Origin of the sequence: Synechococcus sp. A15-24 (assembly GCF_014280195.1) — a bacterium.
In the GTDB taxonomy this organism is placed as follows: Bacteria; Cyanobacteriota; Cyanobacteriia; order PCC-6307; family Cyanobiaceae; genus Parasynechococcus.
The window spans coordinates 1,756,377-1,772,702 of the sequence record NZ_CP047960.1 but is presented as its reverse complement, the minus strand read 5'-3'; the positions used below and the strand labels follow the sequence as shown (position 1 = coordinate 1,772,702).

Below are 16,326 nucleotides of genomic sequence, written 5' to 3'. Positions count from 1 at the left end.
GCTTGGAGTGGATGCCCGGGCATCGGGTCTTCGCGGATGGCTGCGCTACAGGCCGCTGCCCTTGAGCATGGTGTGGGCCTCGATGACTGCTGGGCATGGTCCAGGGAACGCCTCGCTAAGGTGCTTTCCTGGCCTGACCCACTGCTCGACAAGGTAGAGCGTTACCGGCGGCTGCACGGCAGCAGCCCCCAGCTCAAGATCCCGAGCAATGTTCTGACCCCCCTGGATCAGATTTGGCCCCAGGGGTTGAACAAGCTTGATCGGCCCCCACTGGTGCTCCATCAGCAGGGGCGTGCGGATGTTCTTGCTTGGCTGGGTCAGCGCCGCGCTGTGGCCGTGGTCGGAACCCGTGCTGCCTCGGACCATGGCCTCCGCATGGCAGAACATCTGGGCAGTGTTCTGGCTGGAGCCGGCTGGCCAGTGGTCAGTGGTCTGGCGGAGGGGATCGATGCGGCGGCTCACCGCGGTTGTCTGGCGGCTGATGGCGTTCCCGTCGCTGTGCTGGGAACACCGCTGGATCGTGTGTATCCGCGGCATCACCAGGCACTGCAAGAGGAGGTCGCTCGCAACGGTTTGTTGTTGAGCGAGCGCCAGCCTGGGGAGTCTGTTCAGCCAGGTCACTTTGCTGCCAGGAACCGCCTGTTAGTAAGTCTTTCCTGCGCTTTGGTGGTGGTGGAGTGTCCGGATCGCAGCGGTGCTTTGATCTCAGCGCGCCTCGCCGCAGAGCAACAGTGTCCTGTCTGGGTTGTCCCCGGTGATGCGGGGCGCTGGTCCAGTCGTGGCAGCAACAGGCTTCTGCAGAACGCGGCTGCGCCCTTGCTGTCTCCAAAGGAGCTTGTGGAGCATCTCGGCCCCGGGCCTTGCCACAAGGCCAATGCCACGGCCCCTGCTCTTGTGAAGGCTCTGGGCGCGGGAGCCTCCATCGAGCAGCTTCAACAGACCCTCAAGCTGCCGGCTGGTCGCCTGGCCAGCGATCTGCTCGAGCTGGAATTGGCAGGGCAGGTGGTGTGTGAGTCTGGATTTCTCTGGAAGCCCTGTCGGCCGTGACCACTGCCCAGCAGCTGGAGGGGGCATCGCTGCTGAATTGGCGACGTCGGCAGCTTCAGCGAGGGGGGCGTCGTGTCGACTTCGATTGGCTTCTGGACCTCGCCGGGGGGCTGTCATGGTCGTCTCTCCAGCGCCTGCTGGTGGAGCCGCAGCGCACTGTGCAGCTGAAGCTTTCGCTGAAGGATCTCGAGCAGATCTGGGGGCATCATCTCGACCAAGCCATTCCCCTGCAGCATCTTGTTGGCCGCTGTCCCTGGCGCGATCTTGAACTGGCGGTGTCGGCCGCAGCCCTGATCCCGCGCCAGGAAACGGAAGTGCTTGTGGATCTAGCGCTGGAGACGATCGCCGGGATGTCCATCGAACGTTGGGCCGATCTGGGGACAGGATCTGGAGCCATCGCCGTTGCCCTCAGTCGGGCGATGTCGGCGACCCCGGGCCATGCTGTCGATCTCAGCCCCGATGCCCTTGCATTAGCCAGGACCAATCTTGAGGCTCTGGCTCCCGAGGGGGAGTGGCATCTGCACCAGGGCCGTTGGTGGGAACCGCTGGAGCCGTGGTGGGGACACATCAATCTTGTGGTCTGCAACCCCCCTTACATCCCGTCCGACCTGATCCTCAACCTCGATCCTGTGGTCCGTGATCATGAACCCCATCTGGCCTTAGCCGGTGGAATCGACGGTTTGCAGGCGATCCGTGAGGTTGTGGCGGGAGCTTGTCGTGCTCTGGCTCCGGGAGGGTGGATCCTGATCGAGCATCACCACGATCAGAGTGCGCCGGTGCTCAACCTGTTAAACCAGGCTGGCTTGAGCTCCATCCGTGCGGCCCGAGATCTCGAAGGCGTCAACCGCTTCGCTCTGGCCCGCCGATCGCTCTCCCCTTGCTCATGAGCAGGCATCGAGCCAGGGTGCTGGCTTCCCACGAGCTGGCAGAGCACCTTCTTCAAGGTGGTGCGGCGGTGATCCCCACCGACACCGTGCCAGGGCTCGCCATTGCTCCGTCGCATGCTGGTGACATCTGGCGACTCAAGCGCAGGCCTGCCGATAAACCATTGATCCTGCTGGGGGCGACGGCGGAGGTGTTGCTGCGCCATGCCCAGCCGTCCTGTCGCGACGATGCTCGCTGGATGGCTGAGCGGCATTGGCCTGGAGCCCTGACCCTGGTGGTTCCGGCCCATGGGGCGGTCCTCGAGGCGCTCAACCCAGGGGGAACCTGTCTCGGACTCCGTATTCCCAACTGTCGTCAGTGTCGCGAGCTGCTGCACCGCACCGGTCCCCTGGCCACCAGCAGTGCGAATCCTTCCGGAGATCCAGCAGCCATGACTCCGGAGCAGGCTGCGGTCTACTTCCCCAACCTTCCTCAGTTGGGGCCTCAACCCTGGCTCCCTCCTTCGGGGCAGGCCAGCACCGTCATCAGCTGGACGTCCTCAGGACGATGGAACGTGCTGCGCCAGGGTGCTGTGATGCCTCAGAGGGTCACCGAAGGCGGATGACGACATTGATTGGGTGCATCCTGCTGCTGCTGGGCCTGCTGCACTGGCTGGTGGAGCCCCTTGAAGCCGTTCTCACTTCAGTTCTCCGCCTCGGATGGCTGGGCTGGATGGTGCTGCCACTGGCGCTTTGGTTGTTGTCTGGTCGCCAATGGGAACAGACTGGGAAAGGACCAAGCCATGACCACTCTGAAGCCGGCTAACGGATTTGAACCGATGACCTTCGCTTTACAAAAGCGCTGCTCTACCGCTGAGCTAAGCCGGCGTTGAAGGCATCGTAAGCATCCGCAGCGCCAGTTCCAGCCGGTTGACACAACCGGTTTTGGCCAGGGCCCGGCTGATGTGGCATTCAACGGTGCTATGGCTGATCACCAGCCGCTCTGCGATGGCCCGGTTGCTGAGGCCCTGGAGAAGAAGAGCGCTCACCCGCTGTTCGGCAGGGGTGAGCGGAATGTCGGAGAACATGCATCAAGGTCGGATGACCGAAGGATTCCCCAGACACCGTTGAAACGAATGAACCGCAACAGGTCAGAGGGTGCGGCGGATGGGCAGATTGGCGACCAGAGCGGTGACACGATCCTCGGTTTCGAGACTGACATCACCTTCTGAAAGGTCAATCTCCACATAACGGGACACCACCTCAAGAATCTCCCGCCGCATCTGATCCAGCAGTTCAGGGTTGAGATCACTGCGGTCATGGGCGAGCACAAGCTGCAGGCGCTGACGGGCCGTGTCGGCACTTGCAGGCTGACGCCCCAGCAGTTTGTCGATCAGATCTTGCAGGGTCATCGGTTCAGAAGATCTTGGTTTGCATAAGCCTGCGCATCTTGGCGCGCAGTCCCTGACGGGCCTTGGCGGGGTCCATCAATGGAATGTCTTCACCCTGCAGGCGGCCGGCGATGTTGGTATAAGCCTGGGCCGCTGGGGAATTGGCGGGGCCGAGGGTGAGTGGCTCGCCGCGGTTGGTGCTCACGATCACCTGCTCGTCTTCGAATACCAGGCCGAGCAATGGCAGCGCAAGGATGTCCGTTACGTCGTCCACGGACAGCATTTCCTGGGTCGACATCATTTTTGGGCGAACCCTGTTCAACACCAGCTGGACCGGGGAAACCCCCTGGGTGTTGAGCAGGCCGATCACCCGGTCGGCATCCCGTACGGCCGCCACTTCCGGTGTGGTCACCACCACGGCTTCCCTGGCCGCGGCCGCAGCATTCTTGAAGCCATCCTCGATTCCTGCCGGGCAGTCGATCAGCACGTAATCAAAGCGCTCCTCAAGCAGCGCAACAATCGCCTGCATGTCCTTGGGGGTCAGCCACTCGAGCATGCGGGGATTCCCGGCTGGAAGCAGCGCCAGATTCGGTTCCTGTTTGTGCTTCACCAAGGCCTGCTCCAGCCGGCAGGTCTCCGCCAAAACCTCCTGAGCTGTGTAAACGATGCGGTTCTCCAAGCCGAGTAGAAGATCGAGGTTGCGCAGACCGAAATCAGCATCCAGCACCACGGTGCTGGCGCCCCGGCGGGCCAGAGCGATGCCGAGATTGGCTGTGGTGGTGGTCTTGCCGACGCCGCCCTTGCCCGAGCAGATCAGGATTGTTCGCGTCGTCGACACGAGGTCATCACAAAGTTCTGATTACGATAGGCAGCGTGTTGCAGGTGACAACCTGATCAGGACCGAGCCAGGGCCTGGGGCTGGGCTGGTTCGATCACGATCTCGCCATCCACCAGACGCGCCTGCTCCGCCATGCCAGCAATGGGTTGGTCCTCCGGCCCGCGCGCGACCACATCAGCGATGCGCAGTTGCAGCGGCCGCAGATGCAGCGACACGATCCGTGTTGAGGTCGCACCGTCCCTGCCGGCATGGGCGACCCCCCGCAGCCGTCCCCACACCAACACGTCCCCGGCCGCGCTGATTCGAGCGCCGGGGTTGACGTCTCCAACTACAAGAAGACTGCCATCACTCTGCAGGTGGTCTCCGGAGCGGAGGGTGCCCTGATGAACCGTCAGGCTTCCCGGAGGAGGCGATGGCTTGTCCTCATCAGAAGACCCCGCTTCACACAGTCGACCATCCAGTCCGATTGCCGCTGCACTCACCACCGTTTCGGCGACCGTGGCCTCCAGCCGATGGATCTGCCGACCGGAGTCTTCCAGGATCCGTTGCAGATCTCTGAGGTCACTGCAGGTCAGCGACCAGTCTCCGCAGTGAAGACCAAGCCTGCCCACAGGGCAGGTGTTCAGCAGGTCTGGCAAGGCATCTCGCCAGTGCTGAAGCCGTTGATCCGGCAGGTACAGCGTCTTCACCGATCGGATGTCAAGGAAGAGCCCCATTCAACGTCCATCGTTCTCCTCAGCTCCTTCTGGATCTCCCTGGGGTGAATCAGCCAGGAGGTGGCGGCGGGGGTGGCCAGACTGGCCACCAGGGGTGAAGCCTCTTCCAGAGCTTGCATCTGCTCGCCGTCCCACAGCCTGAGTCCCCCTCGATAGGGGTGATAGCCCCTCAATTCCTGATGACGCAGTCCGCAGCTCAGGGAGGGATCGATTCCCCGTTGCTCGGCCAGCCGACCGGCAACTGCCAGGGCCTGCAGCTGCTCCTCCCGGGTGAGTTGCGTCACGGCCGTGGCTTTGAGCAGATCCCGCTCGCGAAAGCGGCGGCAGAGACTGGCCAGCGCTGGTGGTCCCTCCTCCTGCCAGCGCTGCAGGTGATACCCGGTGCGGACGTCGTCGTTGGCCAGAAAACTGTCGAGGTCGAGTTCATCGGCGTTCCAGAGCCAGCGCTGCATCACGCCATCAGCCCAGACGAGGTCAGGACCCAGCTGCCGGGCCAGGCGCACAAGCCGTTCCAGCAACCAGTTGCACACCACGTTCAGGCGATGGTTGTACACGCTGCGGTACATCAGGTTGCGCACCACCAGGTAGTGCTCAACGGCCATCAGGCCCTTTGGATGAATGGCCAGATCCCCGTCGGGGGACAAGGTCAGCCCCGCCATGATGCGCTCCAGATCCAACTGGCCGTAACGGGTGCCTGTGCTGTAGCTGTCTCTGAGCAGATAATCCAGCCGGTCACAGTCCAACTGGCTGCTCACCAGCCGCTTCACCACTGGGTGGGGCGCCTGGCCGTGTTCCAGAAGTGCCGCAACGGCCTGTGCCGTGCCCTGATCCTCTTGATCAAGGCAGGCCTGAATCTGGGGATGGTTTTGCGCGATTCGGGCTGACCAGCTTTCGTGATGCAGCCCAAACATCTCCTCGCCGGTGTGGCTGAGGGGGCCATGGCCGATGTCGTGGAGGAGAGCGGCGGCGTACAGCAGTGGCCGATGAGGTTCGAGATCCGGGCTGAGCTTCAACAGACGCTCAAAGGCCTGCCTGGCTAGATGGAACACGCCGAGTGAATGGGTGAACCGGCTTGATTCAGCGCCGTGAAAGGTCAGAAATGCTGGCCCCAGTTGCCGAACCCTGCGCAGACGCTGAAAGGGTGCTGTCTCGACCAGGGCCATCACCATGGCCTCGCCGGGCCGATGGCTATCCAGCTGGATGCCGCGGTGGAGAGGGTCGTGGTACGTCCGCTGACTCATTCGGCAGCGGGATCCGGCGATTGCTCCAGCAGGGCTTCCATCCACTGCTCGGCTTCGCTGATCCAACGGTCTCCATCACCACCGTGTGCCAGGGGTTCTGGATCGGAGAGCTGCCGGTCCGGTGCAATCCCTTCGCCCTGGATGTCGTGACCGTTGGGGGTGACATAACCTGCCACTGTGACAGCAAGACCGCTGCCATCACTTAGATTGGTCAGGGTCTGGATCAGCCCTTTACCGAAGGTTTGGTGGCCCAGCAGCGTGGAGCGTTCGTTGTCCTGCAGTGCTCCCGCCAGGATTTCGCTGGCGCTTGCCGTTCCCCCATTCACCAGGGTCAGCATGGGGCCGTCATAAAGGGTTGAGGGGTTGGCGTTGATGGCGTCATCGATGCCATCGCGGTTGCGGGTTTCCACGATGGTGCCGCCGGCGAGGAAGTTATCGGCAACTGCGAGACCGGAACTCACCAGACCCCCAGAGTTGTTGCGCAGGTCCAGCACTAAACCTTCGATGTTTTTGTCCTGAAGTTCCTCCAGCGCCTGTTGCACCTGTTCAGGAACGCCATCGGTGAATTGCGTGATGCGCAGATAGCCGAAGGTGTGGTCATCGCTGCGCAGTCGCCGCGTTCGAACCGGTCGCAGGTCAACGCTGCGTCGCTCCAGGGTGACCTCATCGGCAGAGCCATCGGCCGCTTCGATGCTCAGCACCACTTGCGTTCCCACGTCACCTCGAAGAGCAGCAGCTGTGCCCTCTAGCCCCAGATCCGTCACAGATGTGCCATCCACAGCGAGAATCGACGTGCCGGTCATGAGCTCGGCATCCGAGGCGGGGGATCCATCGAGGGCAGAGATCACCACCACCCGATCGGACTGTTCGGAGGGGCCAAGCTGCAAGCCGACGCCGCTGAGGTTGCCGCTGGTGCTGTCCTTCAGTGCGGCGTAATCGTCTGGGCGCAGCAGACGGGTGTAGGGATCATCGAGAGCTGAGAGCATTCCGTCGATGGCGCTGTAAGCGTCTTCGCTGCTGACGATGCTTTTTTCCAGAGCCTTCTGGCGCTGACGTCGCCAGCGCACGGCATCGAGGTGTTCGGGATCGAGATATCCCTGGTTCACCAGCCGCCAGCTGTCCACCACCAACTGTTGGGTATCGCTCAGCGCTGTGGCCGAACAGGGGCCAGCAAGCGTCAAAAACAGTCCGAGGATCAGGACACAAAGGGACTTGACCCAGTGAGAACGCCTGTGCCGCAGGCACTCTGAGGGATCGTTAACAGTTGGATACATCACGGTCGGGTCGGCTCCTTGGAAGAAGCGTGCTGCGTAGACTTTCGCAACCCGAGCCCGCTTGTGCATGGCGAACTCATCCCCTGTTTACGACTGGTTCCAGGAACGTCTGGAAATTCAGGACATTGCTGATGACATCAGCACGAAATACGTGCCGCCCCACGTCAACATCTTTTATTGCCTGGGCGGCATCACCCTGGTTTGCTTCCTGATTCAGTTCGCGACTGGGTTCGCGATGACCTTTTACTACAAGCCGACTGTTGCCGAGGCCTATTCCTCTGTTCAGTACCTGATGACAGACGTCAGCTTCGGCTGGTTGATTCGATCGGTGCATCGCTGGAGCGCATCGATGATGGTGCTGATGCTGATTCTTCACGTGTTCCGTGTTTACCTCACCGGCGGCTTCAAGCGTCCCCGTGAGCTCACCTGGGTCACCGGCGTAACCATGGCCGTGATCACTGTTTCCTTCGGTGTCACCGGTTACTCCCTTCCTTGGGACCAGGTTGGTTATTGGGCCGTCAAGATTGTTTCCGGAGTTCCAGCAGCCATTCCAGTTGTGGGTGATTTCATGGTCGAGCTGCTCCGCGGTGGTGAAAGCGTTGGTCAGTCCACCCTCACTCGCTTCTACAGCCTGCACACTTTTGTGATGCCCTGGCTGCTCGCCGTGTTCATGCTCATGCACTTCCTGATGATCCGGAAGCAGGGCATTTCTGGTCCCTTGTGATCTGCGTTCCTACCGTTAACCCAACACCTGGACTCACCGATGCACATTCTCAAGAAGCCTGACCTCTCCGACCCCAAGATGCGCGCCAAGCTCGCCAAGGGCATGGGGCACAACTACTACGGGGAGCCTGCCTGGCCCAACGACCTTCTATACATCTTCCCGGTCGTCATCCTTGGAACCATTGCCTGCATCGTTGGCCTTGCGGTTCTTGACCCCGCGATGCTGGCTGACAAGGCTGACCCCTTCGCCACTCCTCTGGAAATCCTTCCTGAGTGGTACCTCTACCCCGTGTTCCAGATCCTTCGGGTCGTTCCCAACAAACTGCTGGGCATCGCTCTCCAGACCCTTGTCCCCCTGGGCCTGATGCTGGTTCCCTTCATTGAGAGCTTCAACAAGTTTCAGAACCCTTTCCGTCGTCCCGTAGCGATGACTGTGTTCCTGTTCGGAACCGTCACCACCATCTACCTCGGAATTGGTGCTGCTCTCCCGATTGACAAGTCACTGACCCTCGGCCTGTTCTGATTCAAAACGTGATGTTTTCCTTGACCCCGGCTCCTTTGGAGTCGGGGTTTTTTGTTGCTCAGCTCAAACCGGCATCGAGGTGCAGCATCAACACGTCGTTAGGTTCAACCCTGAGGAAGTGATGCAGCAGCAGGAAACCAACGATGGTCCAGGTTTGGTAAGTGCGTGATTGCTGCCCAACCCAGGTTCCCGTGGGCCCATCGAAGTATTCGGCCCATTGCTGGCGAGGAAGTTGGTTGAGTTGGCTCCAGTAGCACTCCTCCACCAACGTTTTCATCTGCGTCATCAGCAGCATGTCCGCATGGGGATGGATGCGCTCGTGCAGAAGGATCGATCCGCCGAAATACCAGAGCAGGCTGGGCCAGTGCCCACCGTTGTGATAGCTCCAGGGCCAGTTTTTGGGGTCTGATCCAGTTTTGTTCTCCCATTCCACCCCCTCCATGGGGGGGTGACAGATGCGCATCGGCATCTGTGCCATCAGATGCTGGCGATTGTGTTGCACCAGGCGGAACAGGGCACGTTGCTGTGGTGCCGTCAGCAACCCGAACAGACAGGCGAGTGAATTGCCGAGGCTGTAAAAACGAAAGTCCGGTCGACCGGTGCGCATGTTGCCGATCAGATATCCACCTCGGTTGTCCAGCCAGTCCTGGAGCCAGTCAGGGATCACCTGGGGTTGAACGTTGAATTCGTTCTGGTATTGGTTGTCGCCGTACTGCTCGGTGGGTCGTCGTCTGAGCACCTGCATGGTTTTGCTGGTGACCCAGTAGTGCTTCAGCAGGTACTGACGTAGGTCATGCATCCAGCGACGGCTCAGGCGCAGCCGTTCTTCAAGAAGCACACTGCTTTCGTGGCGCTGGCAGAGCTCCATCAGCTCAATGGAGCTGCGTAGGGCTGCAAACAGCAACACCTCCACCTCGAGCGGTGCGCCCCACACGTCCATGGGGCGATCAATCATGAAGGCGCAGTCGGGGACGAACAGCACCGGCGTGCCTTCAAAGCTGGGGTGGAGCACCAGGTCCAGGAGCAGTTGCAGACCCCGTTGCACTTCTGGACTGCGGCCGAACTCCGTGTCTCCGCTGCGTTTGACGTAAATCCAGCAGAGAACCGGCCACCAGAGGCTTGCGTCCACGGAGGTGATCCGTCCGATTGAACGCTGCCCGTAGTCGGCCACCAGTTCCTCGTTTTCCTCCACGAAGCTGGTGGGGAAGACGCCGCGGGTTTGCACGCTCGTGCTCTGAAGATCCAGGCACACCGTCAGGAACTGCCGGACGATCGAAAACCGTCGCTTCAGCAGCAGATAGATCATCACGGGAACGTTGTCCCTGAGAAAGATCTCGCCGTAGTTCAGGGCTTCGTCATCGCTGGGATGTTCCAGGGCAGCCACGCTGCCGGCGAGCTCTCCACGAATGGTGATCAGGGTGCGCTCGAAGTGCTCTTCAGCTTTTTGCACCACATGCTCTTCCTTGGAACTGGGGCGAAAGCGCTGACTCTGTTCCGTGAAACCCCCTGCCATCCACATGGTCTCCTCTGTTCAGAAGCTAGGTGTGGCAATGGATTTCGCCAGTGGAAGCAACTCTGCAGATGCTTTGGATGGTCTGTAGTTGCGCCGTGGGCGTAAGGAGTGGTATGATTTTAACTTGTGCAGGAGCCGAGAGGTGAGAGCGCAAGACCGAAGCCTGAGGGGCGAAAGCCTTGAAGTGTCTTGGGTCACTTGCAAGACCAAGAGGGAGCGATCCCACGGTGTTGTAAGTTCTTCAAGCGGTCGCGAGAGGCCGCGTTGATCAGTTACCACTCTTCTGAAAGGAAGGGGCTAGGGAACTGGTCGCACCTGGACAATTGAAAAGTTTAGGAACTGACGCTTTCATCGCGTTTGGTTCTGAACCGAGCCGAAAGGTCAGGTGAGGGATTGAATGAAGAAGCGATGAAGGTGTGAGGTCCCGTCAAAAAATTTCGTTGCGTCGAAGCATTGTGCTTGCAACGGGAAGGTTTTCACGATCCTTTCTGTTGCCGGTGTGCGCAATGTGGAGCAACAACCGGATCTGAGATCCTGGAAAGTCATAGATAGAGAAATCTAGATGTGCACTCTTAAGAACCCTTTCTGTGTCAGCGGGAAGGAGGCCTCAACTGTTTCCAGCGAATGCTGAATAATGGGTGACGCAAATTAAGTTGAGATGATGAAAATTATCAAAAGGACTTGATCTACAACGGAGAGTTTGATCCTGGCTCAGGATGAACGCTGGCGGCGTGCTTAACACATGCAAGTCGAACGAACCTTCGGGTTAGTGGCGGACGGGTGAGTAATGCGTGAGAATCTGCCCTCAGGAGGGGGATAACGGTTGGAAACGACCGCTAATACCCCATATGCCGCGAGGTGAAATGAATTTCGCCTGAGGATGAGCTCGCGTCTGATTAGCTAGTTGGTGGGGTAAAGGCCTACCAAGGCATCGATCAGTAGCTGGTCTGAGAGGATGATCAGCCACACTGGGACTGAGACACGGCCCAGACTCCTACGGGAGGCAGCAGTGGGGAATTTTCCGCAATGGGCGAAAGCCTGACGGAGCAACGCCGCGTGAGGGATGAAGGCCTCTGGGCTGTAAACCTCTTTTATCAAGGAAGAAGATCTGACGGTACTTGATGAATAAGCCACGGCTAATTCCGTGCCAGCAGCCGCGGTAATACGGGAGTGGCAAGCGTTATCCGGAATTATTGGGCGTAAAGCGTCCGCAGGCGGCCCTTCAAGTCTGCTGTTAAAAAGTGGAGCTTAACTCCATCATGGCAGTGGAAACTGTTGGGCTTGAGTGTGGTAGGGGCAGAGGGAATTCCCGGTGTAGCGGTGAAATGCGTAGATATCGGGAAGAACACCAGTGGCGAAGGCGCTCTGCTGGGCCATCACTGACGCTCATGGACGAAAGCCAGGGGAGCGAAAGGGATTAGATACCCCTGTAGTCCTGGCCGTAAACGATGAACACTAGGTGTCGGGGGAATCGACCCCCTCGGTGTCGTAGCCAACGCGTTAAGTGTTCCGCCTGGGGAGTACGCACGCAAGTGTGAAACTCAAAGGAATTGACGGGGGCCCGCACAAGCGGTGGAGTATGTGGTTTAATTCGATGCAACGCGAAGAACCTTACCAGGGTTTGACATCCTGCGAATCTCTTGGAAACGAGAGAGTGCCTTCGGGAACGCAGTGACAGGTGGTGCATGGCTGTCGTCAGCTCGTGTCGTGAGATGTTGGGTTAAGTCCCGCAACGAGCGCAACCCACGTCTTTAGTTGCCAGCATTAAGTTGGGCACTCTAGAGAGACCGCCGGTGATAAACCGGAGGAAGGTGTGGATGACGTCAAGTCATCATGCCCCTTACATCCTGGGCTACACACGTACTACAATGCAACGGACAAAGGGCAGCAAGTTCGCGAGGACAAGCAAATCCCATAAACCGTTGCTCAGTTCAGATCGTAGGCTGCAACTCGCCTACGTGAAGGAGGAATCGCTAGTAATCGCAGGTCAGCATACTGCGGTGAATACGTTCCCGGGCCTTGTACACACCGCCCGTCACACCATGGAAGTTGGCCACGCCCGAAGCCGTTACTCCAACCCTCGGGAGGAGGACGTCGAAGGTGGGGCTGATGACTGGGGTGAAGTCGTAACAAGGTATCCGTACCGGAAGGTGCGGATGGATCACCTCCTAACAGGGAGACAACACAATGATTTTGATGCCTGAGTACTTTTATTCTTAGGCCGAAATCCTGTCACCTTAGGTCGATCGGTACCTCAGCGTTGAAGCAACAGAGTTAACAGAGATGTTGATGCGTGTTGTGGAGATGATCAGTTCCTAAACTTTGTCTAGGTCACACCCCACAAGGGTTGAGTTTTCCTGGGCCATTAGCTCAGGTGGTTAGAGCGCACCCCTGATAAGGGTGAGGTCCCTGGTTCAAGTCCAGGATGGCCCATTCGGTGTTGGGGGTTTAGCTCAGTTGGTAGAGCGCCTGCTTTGCAAGCAGGATGTCAGGAGTTCGAGTCTCCTAACCTCCACTGACCGAACTCAATCTCCGGTTTTGCATTGAAAGATGGAGAACCACTCGATTGTGAAGTGTGATTTAGATGTGTCCGCTGGATGACCCCAGCTTCCTGTCATTCCAAATTGAAGTAGACTAGTTTACTTGAATGAATTTGGTTGATAAGATGCTGGGCTCGAGTTCAGTGATCAAGAGATTGGTCATTGGATTTGGAGTCTGGCAGAACCTTGACAACTGCATAGGTAAGTCTGGAAAAACAAAGCATCTTACAGATGCATTGTTTTAAATCTAATTTTCTGAAAGGGAGATTAGATCTAGAACAATGAAAATTCTTTTGAGCAAGAGCCGAGACTCTTGAGCGTTCTTTGATTCGTGTCGAGCGAATCAGAGTTTGATCTTGTTTTAGGAATCAGCGAAAGTTGATGATTAAAACTTGAAAATCTGCTTTCAACGGCGGTAAGCGTTCAGGAGATTAATTGGTCAAGCTACAAAGGGCTCACGGTGGATACCTTGGCACACAGAGGCGATGAAGGACGTGGTTACCTGCGATAAGTCTCGGGGAGCTGGAAGCACGCTTTGATCCGGGAATTTCCGAATGGGGCAACCCCTAGTACGGCCAGCTGAATCCATAGGCTGGTGCGAGCCAACCCAGCGAACTGAAACATCTTAGTAGCTGGAGGAAAGGAAAGTAAAAACGACTCCCTAAGTAGCGGCGAGCGAACGGGGAAGAGCCTAAACCGATACTTTCGAGTATCGGGGTTGTGGGACAGCAACGTGTATCAGGGATGTTAGGAGAAGTGTTTGAATGACACGCCACAGAGGGTGAAAGCCCCGTAACCGAAAACTGAACTGAGCTAGCTGTATCCCGAGTAGCACGGAGCACGTGAAATTCCGTGTGAATCCGCGAGGACCACCTCGTAAGGCTAAGTACTACTGTGTGACCGATAGCGAAACAGTACCGCGAGGGAAAGGTGAAAAGAACCCCGGGAGGGGAGTGAAATAGAACATGAAACCGTGAGCCTACAAGCAATGGGAGTCCTACTCATAGGGTGACCGTGTGCCTGTTGAAGAATGAGCCGGCGACTTATAGGCACTGGCGGGTTAAACCGGAAATGGTGGAGCCATAGCGAAAGCGAGTCTGAATAGGGCGCTTGTCAGTGTTTATAGACCCGAACCCGGGTGATCTAACCATGGCCAGGATGAAGCTTGGGTGATACCAAGTGGAGGTCCGAACCGACTGACGTTGAAAAGTCAGCGGATGAGCTGTGGTTAGGGGTGAAATGCCAATCGAACCCGGAGCTAGCTGGTTCTCCCCGAAATACGTTGAGGCGTAGCGTCTGATGCTCCAGCAGGGGGGTAAAGCCACCATTTCGGTGCGGGCTGCGAGAGCGGTACCAAATCGAGATGAACTCTGAATACCCTGTGTGTAGTCAGGCAGTCAGACTGTGGGGGATAAGCTCCATGGTCAAGAGGGAAACAGCCCAGACCGCCAGCTAAGGTCCCCAAATCAACACTAAGTGATAAAGGAGGTGGGATTGCATAGACAACCAGGAGGTTTGCCTAGAAGCAGCCATCCTCAAAGGAGTGCGTAATAGCTCACTGGTCGAGCGATCCTGCGCCGAAAATGAACGGGGCTAAGTGTTGTACCGAAGCTGCGGATTTATGGTAGGGGAGCGTTCTATGTGGGGCGAAGCGTTAGCGTGAGCGGGCGTGGACTGCATAGAAGTGAGAATGTCGGCTTGAGTAGCGAAAACATGGGTGAGAATCCCATGCACCGAAACCCTAAGGGTTCCTCCGGCAGGCTCGTCCGCGGAGGGTTAGTCTGGACCTAAGGCGAGGCCGAAAGGCGTAGTCGATGGATAACAGGTCAACATTCCTGTACCGGTTATGTTTTGGGAAGAGGGACGGAGAAGGCTAGCCAAGCCAGATGTTGGTTACTGGTTCAAGCGTTCGAGGCGTCGAGGAGCGGTGAAAACGTTCCGAGCTGAGGCGTGAGCACGAGCTGCTACGGCAGCGAAGTTGGTGACGTCATGCTTCCAAGAAAAGCTCTATACCCGTTAAGGCATAACTGCCAGTACCCGAAACCGACACAGGTGGGGTGGTAGAGAATACCGAGGTGCGCGAGGTAACTCTCTCTAAGGAACTCGGCAAAATGGCCCCGTAACTTCGGGAGAAGGGGTGCCACCGCAAGGTGGTCGCAGTGAAGAGGCCCTGGCGACTGTTTACCAAAAACACAGGTCTCCGCTAAGTCGCAAGACGATGTATGGGGGCTGACGCCTGCCCAGTGCCGGAAGGTTAAGGAAGCCGGTCAGCGTAAGCGAAGCTGGCGACTGAAGCCCCGGTGAACGGCGGCCGTAACTATAACGGTCCTAAGGTAGCGAAATTCCTTGTCGGGTAAGTTCCGACCCGCACGAAAGGCGTAACGATCAGGGCGCTGTCTCGGAGAGAGGCTCGGCGAAATAGAATTGTCTGTGAAGATGCGGACTACGTACACCTGGACAGAAAGACCCTATGAAGCTTTACTGTAGCTTGGTATTGTGCCCGGGCTCTGAATGCGCAGGATAGGTGGGAGACGTTGAAGTAGTGCTTGCGGGTGCTACTGAGTCAATGGTGAGATACCACTCTTTCAGAGCTAGGGTTCTAACGTTCACCCGTCATCCGGGGAGCGGACAGTATCAGGTGGGCAGTTTGACTGGGGCGGTCGCCTCCTAAAAGGTAACGGAGGCGCGCAAAGGTTCCCTCAAGCTGGTTGGAAATCAGCTGACGAGTGCAAAAGCAGAAGGGAGCTTGACTGTGAGACCCACAAGTCGAACAGGGACGAAAGTCGGCTTTAGTGATCCGACGGTTCTGAGTGGAAGGGCCGTCGCTCAACGGATAAAAGTTACTCTAGGGATAACAGGCTGATCTCCCCCAAGAGTTCACATCGACGGGGAGGTTTGGCACCTCGATGTCGGCTCATCGCAACCTGGGGCTGAAGTCGGTCCCAAGGGTTGGGCTGTTCGCCCATTAAAGCGGTACGCGAGCTGGGTTCAGAACGTCGTGAGACAGTTCGGTCCATATCCGGTGTACGCGTAGGAACATTGAGAGGATTTCTCCCTAGTACGAGAGGACCGGGAGGAACGCACCTCTGGTGTACCAGTTATCGTGCCAACGGTAAACGCTGGGTAGCCATGTGCGGAGTGGATAACCGCTGAAAGCATCTAAGTGGGAAGCCCACCTCAAGATGAGTGTTCCCATGGGGTAACCCAGTAAGGTCACGGGGAGAACACCCGTTGATAGGCTCTATGTGGAAGTCCAGTAATGGATGCAGCAGAGGAGTACTAATAGACCGAGGGCTTGACCAACATTTTGGTTCTTGCCTGAAGACAACATTCTTTGTTTAATTCAGACGCGCAACTACGGTTGCAGATCCTATGCAGTTCTCAGGGTTCACACCTTGGGAATGACTTTTATCCTGGTGTTCATGGCGGTGTGGTCCCACTTCGATCCATCCCGAACTCGGTTGTGAAACGCATCAGCGGCGACGATATTTGGGGGGTAGCCCCCTGAGAAAATAGCTCAATGCCAGGTAAAACATTCCTCAATAAGGGAGTTGATGATTGAGCCGTTTCGGCCAACATCCCTCCCCACGAAGAAACCACCTCGTCACGAGGTGGTTTTTTTGTGCCTTGCTGAACGATTGATTCCTAGCCTTGACC

Annotated in this window: 13 protein-coding genes, 3 tRNA genes and 3 rRNA genes; 11 read left to right on the top strand and 8 right to left on the bottom strand. The window is 57.9% G+C overall.

Features of this window, described 5'->3' with window-relative positions:
- Positions 1-36: 36 nt before the first annotated feature.
- Genes dprA through SynA1524_RS10045 form a run of 4 tightly spaced genes read left to right on the top strand, consistent with a single transcriptional unit; the run spans position 37 to position 2,736 of the window.
- The gene (gene dprA, locus SynA1524_RS10060) at positions 37-1,047 is read left to right on the top strand and encodes a DNA-processing protein DprA (RefSeq protein WP_286188564.1); all 1,011 of its coding nucleotides are present in this window, start codon (positions 37-39) and stop codon (positions 1,045-1,047) included.
- Positions 1,044-1,934: a peptide chain release factor N(5)-glutamine methyltransferase gene (prmC, locus tag SynA1524_RS10055; protein ID WP_186497534.1), complete on the top strand. Its 891-nt coding sequence runs from the start codon at positions 1,044-1,046 to the stop codon at positions 1,932-1,934. Before dprA ends, prmC begins: the two co-directional genes overlap by 4 nt.
- Positions 1,931-2,536, top strand: a complete 606-nt coding sequence (locus tag SynA1524_RS10050; RefSeq protein WP_186497532.1) for an L-threonylcarbamoyladenylate synthase — start codon at positions 1,931-1,933, stop codon at positions 2,534-2,536. The genes prmC and SynA1524_RS10050 overlap by 4 nt, the downstream gene beginning before the upstream one ends.
- Positions 2,533-2,736: a hypothetical protein gene (locus tag SynA1524_RS10045; RefSeq protein ID WP_186497530.1), complete on the top strand. Its 204-nt coding sequence runs from the start codon at positions 2,533-2,535 to the stop codon at positions 2,734-2,736. Before SynA1524_RS10050 ends, SynA1524_RS10045 begins: the two co-directional genes overlap by 4 nt.
- Here the strand turns inward: SynA1524_RS10045 and SynA1524_RS10040 are convergent.
- From SynA1524_RS10040 to ctpZ, 7 genes are all read right to left on the bottom strand, one after another.
- Positions 2,727-2,798 (bottom strand) — tRNA-Thr (locus tag SynA1524_RS10040). The two genes, SynA1524_RS10045 and SynA1524_RS10040, sit on opposite strands and share 10 nt — an antisense overlap.
- Positions 2,789-2,998 (bottom strand): helix-turn-helix domain-containing protein, encoded by a 210-nt coding sequence (locus tag SynA1524_RS10035; RefSeq protein WP_186497528.1) that lies wholly within the window; start codon positions 2,996-2,998, stop codon positions 2,789-2,791. The genes SynA1524_RS10040 and SynA1524_RS10035 overlap by 10 nt, the downstream gene beginning before the upstream one ends.
- 63 nt (positions 2,999-3,061) lie before the next feature.
- On the bottom strand, positions 3,062-3,322 hold the full coding sequence (minE, locus tag SynA1524_RS10030; protein WP_011128830.1) for a cell division topological specificity factor MinE: 261 nt from the start codon (positions 3,320-3,322) through the stop codon (positions 3,062-3,064).
- A 4-nt stretch (positions 3,323-3,326) separates the two neighbouring features.
- The gene (gene minD / locus SynA1524_RS10025; protein ID WP_186482090.1) at positions 3,327-4,139 is read right to left on the bottom strand and encodes a septum site-determining protein MinD; all 813 of its coding nucleotides are present in this window, start codon (positions 4,137-4,139) and stop codon (positions 3,327-3,329) included.
- A gap of 56 nt (positions 4,140-4,195) precedes the next feature.
- Positions 4,196-4,855 (bottom strand): septum site-determining protein MinC, encoded by a 660-nt coding sequence (locus SynA1524_RS10020; protein ID WP_186497526.1) that lies wholly within the window; start codon positions 4,853-4,855, stop codon positions 4,196-4,198.
- Positions 4,825-6,096: an HD domain-containing protein gene (locus SynA1524_RS10015; protein ID WP_186497524.1), complete on the bottom strand. Its 1,272-nt coding sequence runs from the start codon at positions 6,094-6,096 to the stop codon at positions 4,825-4,827. Before SynA1524_RS10015 ends, SynA1524_RS10020 begins: the two co-directional genes overlap by 31 nt.
- Complete coding sequence (gene ctpZ, locus SynA1524_RS10010; RefSeq protein ID WP_186497522.1) at positions 6,093-7,370, bottom strand: carboxyl-terminal processing protease CtpZ; 1,278 nt, start codon at positions 7,368-7,370, stop codon at positions 6,093-6,095. Before ctpZ ends, SynA1524_RS10015 begins: the two co-directional genes overlap by 4 nt.
- Positions 7,371-7,437: 67 nt before the next feature.
- Between ctpZ and petB the strand changes: the two genes are divergently transcribed.
- The gene (gene petB / locus SynA1524_RS10005; protein WP_011128825.1) at positions 7,438-8,094 is read left to right on the top strand and encodes a cytochrome b6; all 657 of its coding nucleotides are present in this window, start codon (positions 7,438-7,440) and stop codon (positions 8,092-8,094) included.
- A 39-nt stretch (positions 8,095-8,133) separates the two neighbouring features.
- Complete coding sequence (gene petD, locus SynA1524_RS10000; protein ID WP_011128824.1) at positions 8,134-8,616, top strand: cytochrome b6-f complex subunit IV; 483 nt, start codon at positions 8,134-8,136, stop codon at positions 8,614-8,616.
- A gap of 58 nt (positions 8,617-8,674) precedes the next feature.
- Here the strand turns inward: petD and SynA1524_RS09995 are convergent, their stop codons facing one another.
- The gene (locus SynA1524_RS09995; protein WP_186497520.1) at positions 8,675-10,129 is read right to left on the bottom strand and encodes a glycoside hydrolase 100 family protein; all 1,455 of its coding nucleotides are present in this window, start codon (positions 10,127-10,129) and stop codon (positions 8,675-8,677) included.
- Positions 10,130-10,817: 688 nt separating this feature from the next.
- On the opposite strand from SynA1524_RS09995, the gene SynA1524_RS09990 reads away from it, so the two are divergent.
- The 5 genes from SynA1524_RS09990 (at position 10,818) to rrf (ending at position 16,198) form a co-directional block, all read left to right on the top strand.
- Positions 10,818-12,301 (top strand): 16S ribosomal RNA (locus SynA1524_RS09990).
- A 187-nt stretch (positions 12,302-12,488) separates the two neighbouring features.
- Positions 12,489-12,562 (top strand) — tRNA-Ile (locus SynA1524_RS09985).
- Positions 12,563-12,571: 9 nt separating this feature from the next.
- Positions 12,572-12,644, top strand: a tRNA-Ala gene (locus tag SynA1524_RS09980).
- Positions 12,645-13,106: 462 nt separating this feature from the next.
- A 23S ribosomal RNA gene (locus tag SynA1524_RS09975) occupies positions 13,107-15,972 on the top strand.
- 109 nt (positions 15,973-16,081) lie between these two features.
- Positions 16,082-16,198, top strand: a 5S ribosomal RNA gene (rrf, locus tag SynA1524_RS09970).
- The 16S, 23S and 5S rRNA genes sit together here with 2 tRNA genes alongside, the layout of an rRNA operon.
- Positions 16,199-16,326: the final 128 nt, after the last annotated feature.

Excerpts from the sequence above, each read along its gene's own strand:
- dprA (WP_286188564.1), top strand. The coding sequence starts at position 37 with ATGGCTGCGCTACAGGCCGCTGCCCTTGAGCATGGTGTGGGCCTCGAT.
- SynA1524_RS10050 (WP_186497532.1), top strand. The coding sequence starts at position 1,931 with ATGAGCAGGCATCGAGCCAGGGTGCTGGCTTCCCACGAGCTGGCAGAG.
- SynA1524_RS10045 (WP_186497530.1), top strand. The coding sequence starts at position 2,533 with ATGACGACATTGATTGGGTGCATCCTGCTGCTGCTGGGCCTGCTGCAC.
- SynA1524_RS10035 (WP_186497528.1), bottom strand. The coding sequence starts at position 2,998 with ATGTTCTCCGACATTCCGCTCACCCCTGCCGAACAGCGGGTGAGCGCT.
- minE (WP_011128830.1), bottom strand. The coding sequence starts at position 3,322 with ATGACCCTGCAAGATCTGATCGACAAACTGCTGGGGCGTCAGCCTGCA.
- SynA1524_RS10020 (WP_186497526.1), bottom strand. The coding sequence starts at position 4,855 with ATGGGGCTCTTCCTTGACATCCGATCGGTGAAGACGCTGTACCTGCCG.
- SynA1524_RS10015 (WP_186497524.1), bottom strand. The coding sequence starts at position 6,096 with ATGAGTCAGCGGACGTACCACGACCCTCTCCACCGCGGCATCCAGCTG.
- ctpZ (WP_186497522.1), bottom strand. The coding sequence starts at position 7,370 with ATGTATCCAACTGTTAACGATCCCTCAGAGTGCCTGCGGCACAGGCGT.
- petB (WP_011128825.1), top strand. The coding sequence starts at position 7,438 with ATGGCGAACTCATCCCCTGTTTACGACTGGTTCCAGGAACGTCTGGAA.
- petD (WP_011128824.1), top strand. The coding sequence starts at position 8,134 with ATGCACATTCTCAAGAAGCCTGACCTCTCCGACCCCAAGATGCGCGCC.
- SynA1524_RS09995 (WP_186497520.1), bottom strand. The coding sequence starts at position 10,129 with ATGGCAGGGGGTTTCACGGAACAGAGTCAGCGCTTTCGCCCCAGTTCC.